This window comes from Escherichia sp. WS1265 (genome assembly GCF_046487585.1).
GTDB lineage: Bacteria > Pseudomonadota > Gammaproteobacteria > Enterobacterales > Enterobacteriaceae > Escherichia > Escherichia coli.
This window is the reverse complement of record NZ_JBJQJE010000003.1, coordinates 26923-45286: the sequence shown is the minus strand read 5'-3', so window position 1 is coordinate 45286 and position 18364 is coordinate 26923. Positions and strand designations below refer to the sequence as shown.

Genomic DNA, 18364 nt, shown 5'->3' with positions numbered 1-18364 from the left:
TCTATTTGAGACGCGCTCATGGAAAGTACGCCGAAAAAAGCTCCTCGCAGTAAATTCCCTGCTCTGTTAGTGGTTGCGTTGGCGCTGGTTGCCCTTGTTTTCGTTATCTGGCGCGTAGACAGTGCGCCATCAACTAATGACGCCTACGCGTCAGCAGATACCATTGATGTGGTGCCGGAAGTCAGCGGTCGCATTGTAGAACTGGCGGTCACCGACAACCAGGCGGTGAAACAGGGTGATTTGCTATTCCGCATCGACCCACGCCCATACGAAGCCAATCTGGCGAAAGCCGAAGCCTCCCTCGCGGCGCTGGATAAGCAAATTATGCTCACCCAACGTAGCGTTGACGCGCAACAGTTTGGTGCCGACTCGGTTAATGCCACGGTAGAAAAAGCCCGTGCCGCCGCGAAACAGGCCACAGATACATTACGCCGCACCGAGCCATTACTGAAAGAAGGTTTTGTCTCAGCGGAAGACGTTGACCGTGCAAGAACTGCGCAGCGCGCCGCAGAAGCCGATCTTAATGCCGTATTGTTGCAGGCGCAGTCAGCCGCCAGTGCCGTCAGCGGCGTCGATGCGCTGGTCGCCCAACGTGCGGCGGTCGAAGCGGATATTGCCCTGACCAAACTGCATCTGGAAATGGCGACCGTTCGCGCGCCGTTTGATGGCCGGGTCATTTCCCTCAAAACCTCCGTCGGGCAATTTGCTTCTGCCATGCGCCCTATTTTTACCCTAATCGACACTCGTCACTGGTACGTGATCGCCAACTTCCGCGAAACCGATCTGAAAAATATTCGCTCAGGTACACCCGCAACGATTCGCCTGATGAGCGACAGCGGCAAAACCTTCGAGGGTAAAGTGGATTCGATTGGCTACGGCGTGCTACCGGATGACGGCGGCCTGGTGCTGGGCGGCCTGCCGAAAGTGTCTCGTTCTATTAACTGGGTCCGCGTTGCCCAGCGTTTTCCGGTCAAAATCATGGTTGAAAAACCTGACCCGGAAATGTTCCGCATCGGCGCTTCGGCAGTCGCTAATCTTGAGCCGCAATAATGAGCGCGCTCAACTCCCTGCCATTACCGGTGGTCAGGCTGCTGGCGTTCTTTCATGAAGAGTTAAGCGAGCGGCGACCAGGCCGCGTGCCGCAGACTATGCAACTCTGGGTAGGCTGCCTGCTGGTGATTCTGATCTCGATGACTTTTGAGATCCCTTTTGTGGCGTTATCACTGGCAGTGCTGTTTTACGGTATTCAGTCGAACGCGTTTTACACCAAATTTGTCGCGATCTTGTTTGTGGTCGCCACGATGCTGGAGATCGCCAGCCTGTTTTTGATCTACAAATGGTCATATGGCGAACCGTTGATCCGATTGATCATTGCCGGACCGATCCTGATGGGCTGTATGTTTTTGATGCGCACCCATCGGTTGGGGCTGGTCTTTTTCGCCGTCGCCATTGTCGCTATTTACGGGCAAACCTTCCCCGCCATGCTCGACTATCCGGAAGTGGTCGTGCGCTTAACCCTGTGGTGTATCGTTGTTGGCCTCTATCCAACCTTGCTGATGACGTTAATCGGCGTGCTGTGGTTTCCCAGCCGCACCATTACGCAAATGCATCAAGCGCTTAATGATCGGCTTGATGATGCCATTAGTCACCTGACGGACAGCCTCGCACCGCTACCCGAAACGCGGATTGAAAGAGAGGCGCTGGCGCTGCAAAAACTCAATGTCTTTTGCCTCGCGGACGATGCCAACTGGCGAACTCAGAGCGCATGGTGGCAAAGCTGCGTGGCAACGGTAACCTACATTTACTCGACGCTGAATCGCTACGATCCCACCTCTTTTGCTGATTCTCAGGCAATTATTGAATTTCGGCAAAAATTAGCCACAGAAATCAACAAACTGCAGCATGCCATTGCCGAAGGTCAGTGCTGGCAAAGCGACTGGCGGATCACTGAAAGTGAAGCGATGGCGGCACGGGAATGTAACCTGGAGAATATCTGCCAGACATTGTTGCAACTGGGTCAGATGGACCCGAATACGCCGCCAACGCCCGCCACCAAACCGCCATCAATGGTCGCCGACGCTTTTACCAATCCAGACTATATGCGCTACGCGGTAAAAACGCTGCTCGCCTGTTTGATCTGTTACACCTTCTACAGCGGCGTGGACTGGGAAGGCATTCACACCTGTATGCTGACCTGCGTGATCGTCGCTAACCCGAATGTTGGTTCGTCGTATCAGAAAATGGCGCTGCGTTTTGGCGGTGCCTTCTGCGGTGCAATTCTGGCGCTGTTATTCACGCTACTGGTCATGCCCTGGCTGGACAATATTGTCGAATTGCTGTTTGTGCTGGCACCGATTTTCCTGTTGGGCGCATGGATTGCCACCAGCTCTGAACGCTCTTCTTATATCGGCACACAGATGGTGGTCACCTTCGCGCTCGCCACGCTCGAAAACGTTTTTGGCCCGGTGTACGACCTGGTGGAAATTCGCGATCGCGCCCTGGGTATCATCATTGGTACCGTGGTGTCCGCGGTGATTTACACCTTTGTCTGGCCTGAAAGTGAAGCGCGCACACTGCCGCAAAAACTGGCTGGCGCGCTGGGTATGTTGAGTAAAGTAATGCGGATCCCACGCCAGCAGGAAGTCACGGCTCTGCGCACTTATCTGCAAATTCGTATAGGTCTGCATGCGGCGTTTAATGCCTGTGAAGAGATGTGCCAACGCGTGGCGCTGGAGCGTCAACTGGACAGCGAAGAACGCGCTTTACTGATTGAACGTTCGCAAACGGTTATTCGTCAGGGCCGCGATATTCTTCACGCCTGGGATGCAACCTGGAACTCGGCGCAGGCGCTGGATAACGCACTACAGCCGGACAGAGCAGGTCAGTTTGCCGACGCACTGGAGAAATACGCCGCCGGTCTGGCAACCGCACTCAGCCGTTCTCCTCAAATAACGCTTGAAGAAACACCCGCCTCGCAGGCCATCCTGCCGACCTTATTAAAACAGGAGCAACACGTCTGCCAGCTTTTCGCCCGCTTGCCAGACTGGACAGCCCCGGCATTAACGCCCGCCACGGAACAGGCACAAGGAGCCACGCAATGATCAATCGTCAACTTTCACGCCTGCTGTTGTGCAGCATTCTCGGCAGCACGACGCTGATTTCCGGCTGTGCCCTGGTACGTAAGGATTCTGCGCCTCATCAACAGCTCAAACCGGAACAAATCAAACTGGCCGATGATATTCATCTTGCCAGCTCCGGCTGGCCGCAGGCGCAGTGGTGGAAACAACTCAATGACCCGCAGTTGGATGCCCTGATCCAACGGACGCTAAGTGGTTCACACACCCTCGCCGAAGCGAAACTGCGGGAAGAAAAAGCGCAGTCGCAGGCCGATTTGTTAGATGCCGGTTCACAGTTGCAGGTGGCAGCGTTAGGGATGCTCAACCGCCAACGTGTCTCGGCGAACGGCTTTTTAAGCCCTTATGCGATGGATGCGCCAGCACTGGGTATGGACGGGCCGTACTATACGGAAGCCACAGTCGGTTTGTTTGCCGGACTGGATCTTGATTTGTGGGGTGTGCATCGCTCAGCGGTTGCCGCCGCCATTGGCGCGCATAATGCCGCGCTGGCAGAAACCGCAGCAGTAGAGCTATCGCTGACCACTGGCGTAGCGCAGCTTTATTACAGTATGCAGGCCAGCTATCAGATGCTCGATCTGTTAGAACAAACACGCGATGTGATTGATTACGCGGTGAAAGCGCACCAGAGTAAAGTGGCGCACGGTCTGGAAGCGCAAGTGCCTTTCCACGGCGCGCGGGCACAGATTCTGGCGGTCGATAAACAAATTGCTGCCGTTAAAGGGCAAATCACCGAAACGCGAGAATCTCTGCGCGCATTGATTGGCGCGGGAGCCAGCGATATGCCGGAGATCAAACCGGTGGCATTACCACGAGTCCAGACCGGCATTCCGGCGACACTCTCTTATGAGTTGCTCGCCAGACGCCCGGATCTGCAAGCTATGCGCTGGTATGTTCAGGCGTCATTAGATCAGGTGGATTCCGCACGGGCGCTGTTCTATCCGAGCTTTGATATCAAAGCGTTTTTCGGCCTGGATTCTATCCACCTGGATACCTTATTCAAAAAAACCAGTCGCCAGTTTAACTTTATCCCGGGTCTGAAATTGCCGCTGTTTGACGGTGGACGGTTGAATGCCAATCTCGAAGGCACTCGCGCCGCCAGCAACATGATGATTGAACGTTACAACCAGTCAGTGCTGAATGCGGTGCGCGACGTTGCCGTCAACGGCACGCGTCTGCAAACGCTCAACGACGAGCGAGAGATGCAGGCTGAACGCGTGGAAGCCACGCGCTTCACCCAGCGCGCTGCCGAGGCCGCCTATCAACGCGGCTTAACCAGCCGCTTACAGGCCACCGAAGCCCGGTTGCCAGTGCTTGCCGAGGAGATGTCATTACTGATGCTGGACAGCCGCCGGGTGATCCAAAGCATTCAGTTGATGAAATCGCTGGGCGGCGGGTATCAGGCAAGTCCCGTCGTCGAGAAAAAATAAAATGTCTGCCGCGTGATGGCTGTCACGCGGTATTTCGTTTCGTCACGTCAAAACTGACGACAGCCTGTTTTTCGTCAGAGTTTTGAATAAATAGTGCCCGTAATATCAGGGAATGACCCCAAATAAAATGTGGCATAAAAGATGCATACTGTAGTCGAGAGCGCGTATGCGTGATTTGATTAACTGGAGCGAGACCGATGAAAAAAGTCGTCACGGTTTGCCCCTATTGCGCATCAGGTTGCAAAATCAACCTGGTCGTCGATAACGGCAAAATCGTCCGGGCGGAGGCAGCGCAGGGGAAAACCAACCAGGGTACCCTGTGTCTGAAGGGTTATTATGGCTGGGACTTCATTAACGATACCCAGATCCTGACCCCGCGCCTGAAAACCCCCATGATCCGTCGCCAGCGTGGCGGCAAACTCGAACCTGTTTCCTGGGATGAGGCACTGAATTACGTTGCCGAGCGCCTGAGCGCCATCAAAGAGAAGTACGGTCCGGATGCCATCCAGACGACCGGCTCCTCGCGTGGTACGGGTAACGAAACCAACTATGTAATGCAAAAATTTGCGCGCGCCGTTATTGGTACCAATAACGTTGACTGCTGCGCTCGTGTCTGACACGGCCCATCGGTTGCAGGTCTGCACCAATCGGTCGGTAATGGCGCAATGAGCAATGCTATTAACGAAATTGATAATACCGATTTAGTGTTCGTTTTCGGGTACAACCCGGCGGATTCCCACCCAATCGTGGCGAACCACGTAATTAACGCTAAACGTAACGGGGCGAAAATTATCGTCTGCGATCCGCGCAAAATTGAAACCGCGCGCATTGCTGACATGCACATTGCACTGAAAAACGGCTCGAACATCGCGCTGTTGAATGCGATGGGTCATGTCATTATTGAAGAAAATTTGTACGACAAAGCGTTCGTCGCTTCCCGTACAGAAGGCTTTGAAGAGTATCGTAAAATCGTTGAAGGCTACACGCCGGAGTCGGTTGAAGATATCACCGGCGTCAGCGCCAGTGAGATTCGTCAGGCGGCACGGATGTATGCCCAGGCGAAAAGCGCCGCCATCCTGTGGGGCATGGGTGTAACCCAGTTCTACCAGGGCGTGGAAACCGTGCGTTCTCTGACCAGCCTCGCGATGCTGACCGGTAACCTCGGTAAGCCACATGCGGGTGTTAACCCGGTTCGTGGTCAGAACAACGTACAGGGTGCCTGCGATATGGGCGCGCTGCCGGATACGTATCCGGGATACCAGTACGTGAAAGATCCGGCTAACCGCGAGAAATTCGCCAAAGCCTGGGGCGTGGAAAGCCTGCCTGCTCATACCGGTTATCGCATCAGCGAGCTGCCGCACCGCGCAGCGCATGGTGAAGTGCGTGCCGCGTACATTATGGGCGAAGATCCGCTGCAAACTGACGCGGAGCTGTCGGCAGTACGTAAAGCCTTTGAAGATCTGGAACTGGTTATCGTTCAGGACATCTTTATGACCAAAACCGCGTCGGCGGCGGATGTTATTTTACCGTCAACGTCGTGGGGCGAGCATGAAGGCGTGTTTACTGCGGCTGACCGTGGCTTCCAGCGTTTCTTCAAAGCAGTTGAACCGAAATGGGATCTGAAAACGGACTGGCAAATCATCAGTGAAATCGCCACCCGCATGGGTTATCCGATGCACTACAACAACACCCAGGAGATCTGGGATGAGTTGCGTCATCTGTGCCCGGATTTCTACGGTGCGACTTACGAGAAAATGGGCGAACTGGGCTTCATTCAGTGGCCTTGCCGCGATACTTCAGATGCCGATCAGGGGACTTCTTATCTGTTTAAAGAGAAGTTTGATACCCCGAACGGTCTGGCGCAGTTCTTCACCTGCGACTGGGTAGCGCCAATCGACAAACTCACCGACGAGTACCCGATGGTACTGTCAACGGTGCGTGAAGTTGGTCACTACTCTTGCCGTTCGATGACCGGTAACTGTGCGGCACTGGCGGCGCTGGCTGATGAACCTGGCTACGCACAAATCAATACCGAAGACGCCAAACGTCTGGGTATTGAAGATGAGGCATTGGTTTGGGTGCACTCGCGTAAAGGCAAAATTATCACCCGTGCGCAGGTCAGCGATCGTCCGAACAAAGGGGCGATTTACATGACCTACCAGTGGTGGATTGGTGCCTGTAACGAGCTGGTTACCGAAAACTTAAGCCCGATTACGAAAACGCCGGAATACAAATACTGCGCCGTGCGCGTCGAGCCGATCGCCGATCAACGCGCCGCCGAGCAGTACGTGATTGACGAGTACAACAAGTTGAAAACTCGCCTGCGCGAAGCGGCACTGGCGTAATACAGTCCTTTCTACAGCCTCCTTTCGGAGGCTGTTTTTTTATCCATTCGAACTCTTTATACTGGTTACTCCCTACCCAATCGTATTATCAAAATGAAAAAAATTATCGCATTGATGTTGTTTTTAACATTCTTTGCCCACGCCAACGACTCCGAGCCTGGCAGCCAGTATTTAAAGGCAGCAGAGGCCGGGGACCGACGCGCACAATATTTTCTTGCCGACAGCTGGTTTAGCTCCGGCGATTTGAGCAAAGCCGAATATTGGGCACAGAAAGCCGCCGACAGCGGTGATGCTGATGCCTGCGCGCTGTTGGCGCAGATCAAAATCACCAATCCGGTCAGTCTGGACTATCCACAAGCAAAAGTTCTTGCAGAGAAAGCGGCGCAAGCGGGGAGTAAAGAAGGTGAAGTAACGCTGGCGCATATTCTGGTAAATACGCAAGCGGGTAAACCGGATTATCCAAAGGCGATTTCGCTGTTAGAAAACGCTTCGGAAGATCTGGAGAACGACTCTGCCGTCGATGCCCAAATGCTGCTTGGTTTGATTTACGCCAACGGCGTGGGCATTAAGGCCGACGATGACAAGGCAACCTGGTATTTCAAACGCAGCTCTGCGATTTCCCGAACCGGTTATTCCGAGTACTGGGCGGGAATGATGTTCTTAAATGGTGAAGAAGGTTTTATCGAGAAGAACAAACAAAAGGCGCTGCACTGGTTGAACCTGAGCTGTATGGAAGGGTTTGATACCGGGTGTGAAGAGTTTGAAAAATTAACTAACGGTTAAGGTAGGCCTGATAAGACGCGGTAAGCGTCGCATCAGGCATCCACATATTGCCGGGTGGATATCCCCGGCAATCTTCAATTATTGATCCGCAGTTTTATCAAATTTGCCCAGCACTTCACGCTCATAAGCCAGCGCTTTCTTACGGTCAAATTTGTGTTCCCACTTGGCAATCACCAGCACCGCCAGCGCATTACCCACCACGTTCAGCGCAGTACGCGCCATATCGAGGATACGGTCAACACCGGCAATAAATGCCAGACCTTCCAGCGGAATACCTACGCTACCCAGCGTTGCCAGCAGCACCACAAACGACACGCCCGGCACGCCAGCAATCCCTTTCGAGGTCACCATCAGCGTCAGCACCAGAATGATTTCCTGCCAGATGGACAGGTCAATGCCATACAACTGCGCGATGAAAATAGCGGCAATACTTTGATACAGCGTCGAACCATCAAGGTTAAAAGAGTAACCGGTCGGCACCACGAAACTGGTGATCGACGCCGGTGCTCCGTAGGCTTCCATCTTCTCAATAATTCGCGGCAGCACGCTTTCAGAGCTGGCAGTGGAGTACGCCAGAATCAGCTCATCTTTCAGAATACGAATCAGGATCCAGACGCTTAACCCGCACAGGCGCGCCACAATTCCCAGCACGACCAGCGCGAAGAACAGAATGGCGAAATGCACCAGCAGCACCAGTTTCGCCAGTGGCCACAGAGAAGAGAAACCAAAGTTAGCCACCGTCACCGCAATCAGCGCAAACACACCCACCGGTGCATAACGCATCACCATGTGAGTCACTTTAAACATGGTTTCAGAGATGGAGCGGAACACGGTCACCAGCGGTTCACGATGCGTCGCGGGCAGGGAGGAAAGCCCCAGACCAAACAGCACGGAGAAGAAGATGATCGGCAGCATTTCGCCTTTCGCCATCGACGCCACAATGTTCGTCGGCACCAGCGACAAAATCGTGCCCATAATGCCGTGGGAACTGCTTTGTACCGCTTCCGTAGTGCTCTGATATTTCGAGATATCGACGGTCGCCAGCTGCGACATATCCACCCCGGCACCGGGCTGGAAGACGTTCGCCAGAGTGATCCCCAAAATGATGGCGACGGTGGTGATCACCTCGAAGTAAATAATGGTTTTCGCGCCAATACGCCCGAGCTGTTTGGCATCACCAACACCCGCGATACCCACCACCAGCGTGGAGATCACAATCGGCACAACAATCATTTTGATCAGATGGATGAAGATATCACCCGCCGGAGAGAGCAAATTGACGACCAGCCAGTCGCGGCTGTCGCTATGGTAGTGCAGGTAGCTTCCCAGGAGAATGCCCAGCACCATAGCAAACAGAATCTGCCAGGCCAGGCTGAATTTTATATTTTTCATCAGAATAACTTCCTCAATGGAGCGCCGTTCCCCGTTCAGAAACGTGAGAACGTGACATACTGCCAGGGCATGAATTGTGTTGCGTTGGTTTGTAGATTTTTTTAACGCTTATGATCAGTATCATTTGCGCGGTATGTTGCGCAACCCTTTAACAACAGAGCTTTTCGCTGCATTAATGCATAATAACGCGAGTTTATGGCAGGATTAATGAATAACCATTTGTTATGGAAAGATTTTTATTTGTTTAATCTGCAATAATACTGATTGGTGATTATTTTTGGCATATGTTCATTCGATTATTTTTTATGCAGCTCAATAACATAATCTTCATCACCAGATGATTAATCTGATCTCCGCTGCAACAATTTCGCCATATTAATCGACTCGACCAGCTGTGTCCGGTTGATCCGGGGTGAGTTGAGATCCATCACTTTTTGCCATAGTTCGATGGCTTGCGCGTAATTCGCCTGCATAAACGCATCGGAAGCCAGCAGCATCAGAGCGGTGATTTCGTTAGAGTCCAGCGCGAGGGCTTTGTCGATCATTGCGCGAGTCTGGGCGGTCATATGCTGGCTGGCCTGGTAATAAAGCACCGTCGCCAGCGCCGCATACAGTTCAGCGTTCTCACCACGTAGTTGCAACGCCTGACGGTACGCCAGCAGCGAATTGCTGTAATCGTTTTGCCACAGATAATACTCGCCCAGTAACGCCCATTGTTCGCTGTTTTGTGGATTAGCGCGGATTTTATCCTGCAATGCCTGAAGCTGCGCTTCCGGGGTTTGCTGGCTGGCAAACTGATGTAGCGGATCGCGCTGACGCTGATACTCCGCACGTACCGCCTGCCATTTTGGACTTAACAGATAACTGCCGACACAGAGAAATACCATCAATATCGTGAGTGTTGTCAGCATTTTCACCGGTATTTGAGGCTGTTTCATCGCTTCGCCCTTACCCGCCAGAGGATCAGTATCATCAGCAGTAACAACACCACTGGCAGCGCCCACAACACCAGAGTCTGACCGGTTAACGGTGGGTTATAGCGAACAAAATCTCCGTAGCGTTCGGTCATCCAGCCAATGATTTCGACTTCACTTTTCCCCTCCGCCACCATGCTGTAAACCTGATGGCGCATACTGACTGCCACCGGCGCATTGGATTCCAGTAAGTTCTGATTCTGGCACTGCGGGCAGCGTAACTGGCTGGCAATATTTAACGCCTGTTCCTGTTGTTGCGGATTGGCGAATTGCCAGGTGTCTACAACCTGAGCGCGCGCAAAACAGGTAAATAACAGCAGTAGCGTGAGAAGTCCTTTATTCATCGCGCTTCCTCCCCCGCCATCCGCTTAACAATGCGCCCGCAATCATCAACAATCCTCCCCCCCAGATCCAGCGCACACCGCTTTGTACATACAAACGAAAAGCGTAACGATCCGGCCCAGTTTTCTCCCCCATGACCGCATACCAGTCATGGATGCCGTTCCAGCGAATTGACGTTTCCATCATTTGCTGACGACGTGCTTCGTAAAAACGCCGCTCCGGCGTCAGTTCACCAATACGTTGCTGATGGTCAAACAGTGCCACTATCGCTTTTTCGCTGGTGTAATTGCCTCTGGCTTGCAGATCGAGGCGCTCAAAACGGAAGGTGTATCCTGCCAGCGTCACCTGCTGACCCGGCTGTAAATTCAGGCTGATCTCCTGACGGCTGACGCTGGAGACCACGATCCCTGCGGCAAATAACAGCACGCCCGCATGCGCCAGCAGCGCCGGAAGCTGCACGCGTTTGCCAGAGACAAACGTCGCCAGCACAATCACCACCAGCATCAACAGACCAAACGGTAACGTCGCGCGGTTAAAATACGGCGCGCCAACGGAGAGGCGTCCCCAGCCCAGCAGGCCGTAAATCATCGGATAAAGCGTTCCCACCAGCACGATCAATAGCACTGCGCAAGACAGCAACAGCGTAGCGAGGATTAACATTTCCCGCGATAACCCCGAAAAACGCACCGCCGGGCCACCGTCCCGCGCTCGCCAGCCATACAGAGCCAGAGACGCAAGGCTAATCAGTGCAAACAGGCTGAACAACGGCACGGCGCGGACGTTATCCAGCGCGAACGCATGAACCGAAACCAGAATGCCAGAACGGACAATTAAGGTACCCAGCAGCGACAGCATCAGAGTGACTATCGCCAGTAACAGCGACCAGTGGCGGAAAATCCCCCGCTGGCGTGTCAGGGACAAACTGTGCAGCAGCGCAGTGGCAGAAAGCCAGGGTAATAAAGAGGCGTTTTCCACCGGATCCCAGAACCACCAGCCGCCCCAGCCCAGTTCGCAATAGGCCCACCAGGAACCGAGGATGATCCCCGCCGTTAATGCGCTCCAGCCAGGTAGTGCCCAGCGCCAGCAAATTCGGGCGCAGGCCGCATCAAACTCGCCGCGCAGTAAACTCCCCAGCGCCACGCTCGCCGCCACCATCAAACCGCCATAGCCGAGATAAAGCAGCGGCGGATGGAAGATAAGACCGGGATGTTGCAGCATCGGATTGAGATCGCGGCCTTCGATTGCTGGTGGAAATATCCGCACGAAGGGATCGGACCACAGCACCACAAACAGTAGCAGTGCGGCAAGCATGAGAGATAAAACGGCTAGCGTCAGCGGAAATAGCGGATCGGTTTGCTGCCGATAATGCCAGGCAAACAGCGCGCTCCAGGCGGAAAGCAGCAGCACCCAAAGCAACAGCGAACCTTCATGACCACCCCATACCGCCGCCAGTTTGAGTTCCCACGACAGCAGGCTATAGCTATGTTGGGCGACATAAATGACCGAGAAATCGCTGATGAGAAAACAATACGTCAGTACGCCAAAGGCGAGCAGCAGGAGCGCGAACTGCGCCAGAATGCCGATGCAAGTGAGTCGCATCATGGCAGGCCAGCGCAACCGCACTCCCGCGAAGGCCGTCAACGGGGTCAACACGTTGACCCCGAGACTTAACAACAACGCCAGAAAACCGACTTCAGGAAGGAATACGTCCAGAAACCACCTCTGTTCTGGCTTACGCCACCGTTAACTGCCCGGCGTAGAGAATGAAAAAACGCAGCATCAACACGCCGACCAGGCTGGCCCCACACGCCGCCAGCACAGCAGGAATGCCGGAACTGCGATTGACCCACGGTTTGAGCAACATTGGCACAATCAGCCCCAGCCCGGCGACACCAAGCCAGAACCACCACGTCCAGAAACCGCCGCCCAATGCCGCCACCAGCGCACGCACTTTACCGTCATCGCCCAGGGCCAGTCCGACAAAAAACGCCACCAGCAGGAAGATTTCGCCCCATACCACAGGGATCTCCATACGGTGTACAAAGTGCGCTTCCGTGGAATGCGGGTTACTGCGTTGGCGTATCGCCATGGCGATCAGCGCCACCGCCGCACCGGACGAGATGCCGGAGAAGAGGAACAACACCGGCAGGATCGGGTTATTGAGGAACGGATACGATTTCAGCGCCGATAGCAGAAAGCCGGTATAAGCCCCCAGCATTACCGCCAGCACCAGCATCAATGTTTCCAGTCCGCGATGAACGGGCGTCAGCAGGCTCAGAACCTTTTGCACGAACCCCAGCTTCGGCAACCAGCGTTGTTGCAGGGCAAGCAAATCATGTTCAAAGATTTTCGCCAGCCACAGCAACAGCACCACCATGTAGAGCTGAAACAGCATCACCCCCATCGACATCACCGAGGTAAAACTGTAGTGGAACATCAGCTTCCAGAAGGTCCACGGTCTTGTCAGGTGGAAGACGAGGATCAACAGACCAAGGATCACCGCGCCAGGCCCGACAATCAGCGTGGTGCGCAACAACGTACTGTCTGCACCGCCCGCCTGCGGGTAGAAGCGACGTAACAGCACGGCCAGTGTCACCAGACCGGCAGAAATACCAATCAAAAACAGGTAGATGGCAATCGGCCAGTCCCACACCAGCGATTCAAAATGAAATGCGGAAGTCTGCGTCATTGGCTCACCTCCCCGTATTTAAACGGTACGCGGTACAGCTTCGGTTTGGTTCCCAGCGCCAGCTTGTAGCGGTAAGTGGGCTTCTGGCGCAGCAGTTGCGAAATCTCACTGTTGGGATCGTCCAGATTGCCAAACGTCAGCGCCTTCGTCGGGCAAGCCTCAACGCACGCGGGCAGCTTACCGGCCTGCAAATTGGTCTTACGGCAGAAATCGCATTTGTCCGCTGTCTTCGTGACCGGATGGATAAAGCGCACGCGGTACGGACAGGCGGCGATGCAGTACTGACAACCGACGCAGAGATCCGGATTTACATCGACAATCCCACTGGCAGCATCGCGAAAAGACGCACCGGTCGGGCAGACGTCAACGCACGGCGCATGATCGCAGTGCTGGCAAGACTTACGGAAGAAGCGATATTTCACATCAGGAAATTCGCCCTGCGGCTCGCTACGAATAATCGTCAGGCGCGAGACACCTTCCGGCACCTTGTTCACTTCCCGACAAGCATCCATACAGGCGGTACAGCCGATGCATAACGACTCGTCATGCACCATGCCGTAACGCACCCCATTGATATTCAACGTTTTCGCCACCACGCGTCCTGCGGTGCCGCTGACGGCTGCCAGCACGCCGACGCCGGTGAGAAACTGGCGACGAGACCAGGTCATGGCTGCTCCTTAAGCAACGGAACAGACGCCGGGTTAAAGTTCGGATTGGTACGCTGATCGCTGTGGCAATCGACGCAAATCTTAATCCGTCCTTTGTCACTTAACGTCTGCATCGTATCTTGCTGTGGATGCAGGGAATGGCAGCTGGCGCACGCCACTTTGGTTACGTGGACATCGTGTGGCCAGAACGCTTTTTGCAACTGTTCCGGCAAATGGCAGGACATACAGACGCTGTTCTGCTCTCCAACCTTGTACATCGGCTCGTTAAAGCGCATCACATCTTTCACCCCTTCGCGGTGTTGCGGTGATGGCTGGCCGTGACAGTTGGTGCAGGTGACCGGCAGTTTGTTATTCGGGTTGATAACGGAAGCATGTTTGCCATGCATACCTTCGGTATCTGGCTTATGACAGTCCAGACAGGCGGCATCCGGGTTACGCTGCTGGGTAACTTCGTAGCGATCACCAGATGCCTGCGCCGCAGGGGTAGCGGTAATTCCGTTCAGGCTCCACAACAGGCCCGACGCCAGCACCCCGGCAGTTAATAACGAACGTAATACGCTCATATTCACTCCATTGTGTTTTCCGCCCCTTGCGAGGCGGAACGGGGTTATTGGCTTAACAGACCGTTTTTACGTGCCTGCTCTTCCCACTGCGGGATCACCGTTTTGATGAAGTCCTGCTTCTCGGCCTTGATTTGTTCCATGTTCAGGCCAATGGCCTTCTGGGCTTTCTCTTTGGTCGAGATATCCGGGATCTGGATTTCATGAGTGATGCCTTTGGTCGCCAGCAGGCGCGCCAGTTTGGTGCGTGCATCCGCCGCTTTATCCATCGCCGTACCGAGCATCCTCAGACCTTCTTCCGGTGCGTGCATATGAATGCCGTGGGAAGCGATCGCCAGATCCCAACGCCACTGGGCATGACGGATATCGTCCTGAATAGGCTTCATTTCGGCTTCCGTCGCGCCTGCATCCAGCGCCGCTTTCGCTTCGAAGTGAGCGTGAACCAGTTGATCTTCAACCTTGATTTTCAGGTCGTTAATCGACTGCTTACGTTCCGCGACCACTTTTTGCAAGGCAGCTTTGTCCTGGGTATGGCAGTTCGCACAAGTCTGGGCGAAGTTATCAAACGGATTACCAATTTTATGGTCGGTGTAGAGTTTGCCTTCGGCGTTCTGCACTTTTGGCATATGGCAATCGATACAGGTCACGTTGTTTTTGCCATGAATGCCCGCTGTCCAGGTTTCATATTCCGGGTGCTGCGCTTTCAGCATTGGCGTTTTCGACAGGGAGTTAGTCCAGTCAGAGAAGGCAATTTTGTCGTAATACTGCTCCATATTTTCGACTTTCATGCCGTCATCCCACGGGAATTTAACCGCTTTGTTTTTGCCGTCGAAGTAATACTCCACATGGCACTGACCGCAAACCATCGATTGCTGGTCGAAACGTCCGGCTTTCTCAAAAGGTTTACCAATGGCTTCCATCGCGCGAGCCGCATACGGACGGGAAAGGGTTAACTCCGGTTTGCCTTTGGCGAACTCTGGTGAGGCGGTGTTATGGCAATCGGCACAACCTAAGTTGTTGACGATTTCCGGGCCGCCGCGCGCCCATTTTCCGTGGAAGTAGCCATCTTCGCCGTCTTTCTGGATCAGACGCGCCACATCCGGGCTTTTACAACTCCAGCATGCCATCGGTAGCGGACCATCTTCAGCGTTTTTCGGCGCACCGGTACGCAGGGTTTCACGCACATCGGTCACAGCAAAGGCATGTCCACGCGGCTTGTTGTAATCGCGCGAGAAGGGATACCCCGCCCACAGGATCACCAGCCGTGGATCTTCCGCCAGGGCGTCAACACGCTCTGACTGTTCCGAGGTGGCTTTCCAGGAGAGATATTGATCGGGATGTTGCGGGGCAAAGGTTTCATTCTTCGCTTCAACAGTTACAGGTTTTGCGGGAGCTGCCGTTTGTTCAGCGTGAACAGAAGTGAAAAAGAAAAAAGGAATCAATAAGCTGAAGATACGGCGTGCGTTTATTTTTATCCTTGTCATAGGGGCTTCATCCGAATTGCGCCATTGTTGCAATGGCGGTTTTTATTGTTTTTCACGACAGTAACCGCACCTACACTGTCATGACATTGCTCACCCCTATGTGTAACAAATAACCACACTGTGAATGTTGTCTTTAATCAATTGTAAGTGCATGTAAAATACCACTTTAGAGTTAGTCAGTATCTTCCTCTTTTTCAACAGCATGCATAACTGCATGTTCCTCAAAGAATTAATCAACTTTTGTTGCTGACCTTCAAAAATTACCCTGCCGTTTATTTGCACAATTCTACTTTTGCGTGATCTGTCGCCCAAATACTAAACAAAACTGCCAATACCCCTACATTTAACGCTTATGCCACATATTATTAACATCCTACAAGGAGAACAAAAGCATGAGTCAAATTCACAAACACACCATTCCTGCCAACATCGCAGACCGTTGCCTGATAAACCCTCAGCAGTACGAGGCGATGTATCAACAATCTATTAACGCACCAGATACCTTCTGGGGCGAACAGGGAAAAATTCTCGACTGGATCAAACCTTACCAGAAGGTGAAAAACACCTCCTTTGCCCCCGGTAATGTGTCCATTAAATGGTACGAGGACGGCACGCTGAATCTGGCGGCAAACTGCCTTGACCGCCATCTGCAAGAAAACGGCGATCGTACCGCCATCATCTGGGAAGGCGACGACGCCAGCCAGAGCAAACATATCAGCTATAAAGAGCTGCACCGCGACGTCTGCCGCTTCGCCAATACCCTGCTCGAGCTGGGCATTAAAAAAGGTGATGTGGTGGCGATTTATATGCCGATGGTGCCGGAAGCCGCGGTCGCGATGCTGGCCTGCGCCCGCATTGGCGCGGTGCATTCGGTAATTTTCGGCGGCTTCTCGCCGGAAGCCGTTGCCGGGCGCATTATCGATTCTAACTCACGGTTGGTGATCACTTCCGACGAAGGCGTGCGCGCCGGGCGTAGTATTCCGCTGAAGAAAAACGTTGATGACGCGCTGAAAAACCCGAACGTCACCAGCGTAGAGCATGTGGTGGTACTGAAGCGTACTGGCGGAAAAATCGACTGGCAGGAAGGGCGCGACCTCTGGTGGCACGACCTGGTTGAGCAAGCCAGCGATCAGCACCAGGCGGAAGAGATGAACGCCGAAGATCCGCTGTTTATTCTCTACACCTCCGGTTCTACCGGGAAGCCGAAAGGCGTGCTGCACACTACCGGCGGTTATCTGGTGTACGCGGCGCTGACCTTTAAATATGTCTTTGATTATCATCCGGGTGATATCTACTGGTGCACCGCCGATGTGGGCTGGGTTACCGGACACAGTTATTTGCTGTACGGCCCGCTGGCCTGCGGCGCGACCACGCTGATGTTTGAAGGCGTACCGAACTGGCCGACGCCTGCCCGTATGGCGCAGGTGGTGGACAAGCATCAGGTCAATATTCTCTATACCGCGCCCACGGCGATTCGCGCGCTGATGGCGGAAGGCGATAAAGCGATTGAAGGCACCGACCGTTCGTCACTGCGCATTCTCGGTTCCGTGGGCGAGCCAATTAACCCAGAAGCGTGGGAGTGGTACTGGAAAAAAATCGGCAATGAGAAATGCCCGGTGGTCGACACCTGGTGGCAGACCGAAACTGGCGGTTTCATGATCACGCCGCTGCCTGGCGCTACCGAGCTAAAAGCCGGTTCGGCAACACGTCCGTTCTTCGGCGTGCAACCGGCGCTGGTCGATAACGAAGGTAACCCGCTGGAAGGCGCTACCGAAGGCAGTCTGGTGATCACCGACTCCTGGCCGGGTCAGGCGCGTACGCTGTTTGGCGATCACGAACGTTTTGAACAGACCTACTTCTCCACCTTCAAAAATATGTATTTCAGCGGCGACGGCGCGCGTCGTGATGAAGATGGCTATTACTGGATCACCGGGCGTGTGGACGACGTGCTGAACGTCTCCGGTCACCGTCTGGGAACGGCAGAGATTGAGTCGGCGCTGGTGGCGCATCCGAAAATTGCCGAAGCCGCCGTAGTAGGTATTCCGCACAATATTAAAGGTCAGGCGATCTACGCCTACGTCACGCTTAATCACGGGGAGGAACCGTCACCAGAACTGTACGCAGAAGTCCGCAACTGGGTGCGTAAAGAGATTGGCCCGCTGGCGACGCCAGACGTGCTGCACTGGACCGACTCCCTGCCTAAAACCCGCTCCGGCAAAATTATGCGCCGTATTCTGCGCAAAATTGCGGCGGGCGATACCAGCAACCTGGGCGATACCTCGACGCTTGCCGATCCAGGCGTGGTCGAGAAGCTGCTTGAAGAGAAGCTGGCTATCGCGATGCCATCGTAACCCACAATTGCCGGATGCGGCGTATAACGCCTTATCCGGTCTACACGCCCCTTTCTTTATAGTGGGAAAGGGCAAATATAAAAATTCCCCTAAGTATTTCGCGTTGCAGGAAGGAAGCAAGCGAGCATCTCCCCAGGAGCATAGAAAACTATGTGACTGGGGGAGGCGAGTGCGGCTGACGAACCTGCGGCGTGAAAGACGACGGGGAACCT

The 18364-nt window shown here is 54.0% G+C and carries 14 protein-coding genes; 6 read left to right on the top strand and 8 right to left on the bottom strand.

The annotated features are described in order from the left end of the window. The first annotated feature begins 18 nt into the window (after positions 1-18). The 5 genes from mdtN to yjcO all read left to right on the top strand — a co-directional run bounded on the left by mdtN (position 19) and on the right by yjcO (position 7692). On the top strand, positions 19-1050 hold the full coding sequence (gene mdtN / locus ACJHX3_RS04125) for a multidrug efflux transporter periplasmic adaptor subunit MdtN (protein WP_000446379.1): 1032 nt from the start codon (positions 19-21) through the stop codon (positions 1048-1050). Beyond that, positions 1050-3101, top strand: a complete 2052-nt coding sequence (gene mdtO, locus ACJHX3_RS04120; RefSeq protein ID WP_094308596.1) for a multidrug efflux transporter permease subunit MdtO — start codon at positions 1050-1052, stop codon at positions 3099-3101. Before mdtN ends, mdtO begins: the two co-directional genes overlap by 1 nt. Then, positions 3098-4564, top strand: coding sequence for a multidrug efflux transporter outer membrane subunit MdtP (gene mdtP, locus ACJHX3_RS04115; protein ID WP_000610581.1), 1467 nt, complete (start codon positions 3098-3100; stop codon positions 4562-4564). The genes mdtO and mdtP overlap by 4 nt, the downstream gene beginning before the upstream one ends. 197 nt (positions 4565-4761) lie before the next feature. Next, positions 4762-6909, top strand: coding sequence for a formate dehydrogenase subunit alpha (fdhF, locus tag ACJHX3_RS04110; protein WP_001300547.1), 2148 nt, complete (start codon positions 4762-4764; stop codon positions 6907-6909). Positions 6910-7002: 93 nt separating this feature from the next. Further along, the gene (gene yjcO, locus ACJHX3_RS04105; protein WP_000719886.1) at positions 7003-7692 is read left to right on the top strand and encodes a Sel1 family TPR-like repeat protein YjcO; all 690 of its coding nucleotides are present in this window, start codon (positions 7003-7005) and stop codon (positions 7690-7692) included. A gap of 78 nt (positions 7693-7770) precedes the next feature. Here yjcO and gltP read toward each other — a convergent pair whose 3' ends face one another. From gltP to nrfA, 8 genes are all read right to left on the bottom strand, one after another. Further along, positions 7771-9084: a glutamate/aspartate:proton symporter GltP gene (gltP, locus tag ACJHX3_RS04100; protein ID WP_000789589.1), complete on the bottom strand. Its 1314-nt coding sequence runs from the start codon at positions 9082-9084 to the stop codon at positions 7771-7773. Positions 9085-9425: 341 nt separating this feature from the next. Continuing rightward, a complete protein-coding gene (nrfG, locus tag ACJHX3_RS04095; RefSeq protein WP_000812982.1) occupies positions 9426-10022 on the bottom strand; it encodes a heme lyase NrfEFG subunit NrfG in 597 nt (198 codons plus the stop codon). Then, positions 10019-10402: a heme lyase NrfEFG subunit NrfF gene (nrfF, locus tag ACJHX3_RS04090; RefSeq protein WP_001032533.1), complete on the bottom strand. Its 384-nt coding sequence runs from the start codon at positions 10400-10402 to the stop codon at positions 10019-10021. Before nrfF ends, nrfG begins: the two co-directional genes overlap by 4 nt. Beyond that, on the bottom strand, positions 10395-12113 hold the full coding sequence (locus tag ACJHX3_RS04085; protein WP_094308598.1) for a heme lyase CcmF/NrfE family subunit: 1719 nt from the start codon (positions 12111-12113) through the stop codon (positions 10395-10397). Before ACJHX3_RS04085 ends, nrfF begins: the two co-directional genes overlap by 8 nt. Positions 12114-12132: 19 nt before the next feature. Continuing rightward, positions 12133-13089: a cytochrome c nitrite reductase subunit NrfD gene (gene nrfD, locus ACJHX3_RS04080; RefSeq protein WP_094308599.1), complete on the bottom strand. Its 957-nt coding sequence runs from the start codon at positions 13087-13089 to the stop codon at positions 12133-12135. After that, the gene (gene nrfC / locus ACJHX3_RS04075) at positions 13086-13757 is read right to left on the bottom strand and encodes a cytochrome c nitrite reductase Fe-S protein (RefSeq protein WP_000220281.1); all 672 of its coding nucleotides are present in this window, start codon (positions 13755-13757) and stop codon (positions 13086-13088) included. Before nrfC ends, nrfD begins: the two co-directional genes overlap by 4 nt. Beyond that, a complete protein-coding gene (nrfB, locus tag ACJHX3_RS04070) occupies positions 13754-14320 on the bottom strand; it encodes a cytochrome c nitrite reductase pentaheme subunit (protein ID WP_001296647.1) in 567 nt (188 codons plus the stop codon). The genes nrfC and nrfB overlap by 4 nt, the downstream gene beginning before the upstream one ends. Before the next feature lie 44 nt (positions 14321-14364). Further along, on the bottom strand, positions 14365-15801 hold the full coding sequence (gene nrfA / locus ACJHX3_RS04065; protein ID WP_001305718.1) for an ammonia-forming nitrite reductase cytochrome c552 subunit: 1437 nt from the start codon (positions 15799-15801) through the stop codon (positions 14365-14367). A 392-nt stretch (positions 15802-16193) separates the two neighbouring features. Here nrfA and acs point away from each other — a divergent pair, with 392 nt between their 5' ends. Continuing rightward, positions 16194-18152: an acetate--CoA ligase gene (gene acs / locus ACJHX3_RS04060; RefSeq protein WP_094321806.1), complete on the top strand. Its 1959-nt coding sequence runs from the start codon at positions 16194-16196 to the stop codon at positions 18150-18152. Positions 18153-18364 lie beyond the last annotated feature (212 nt).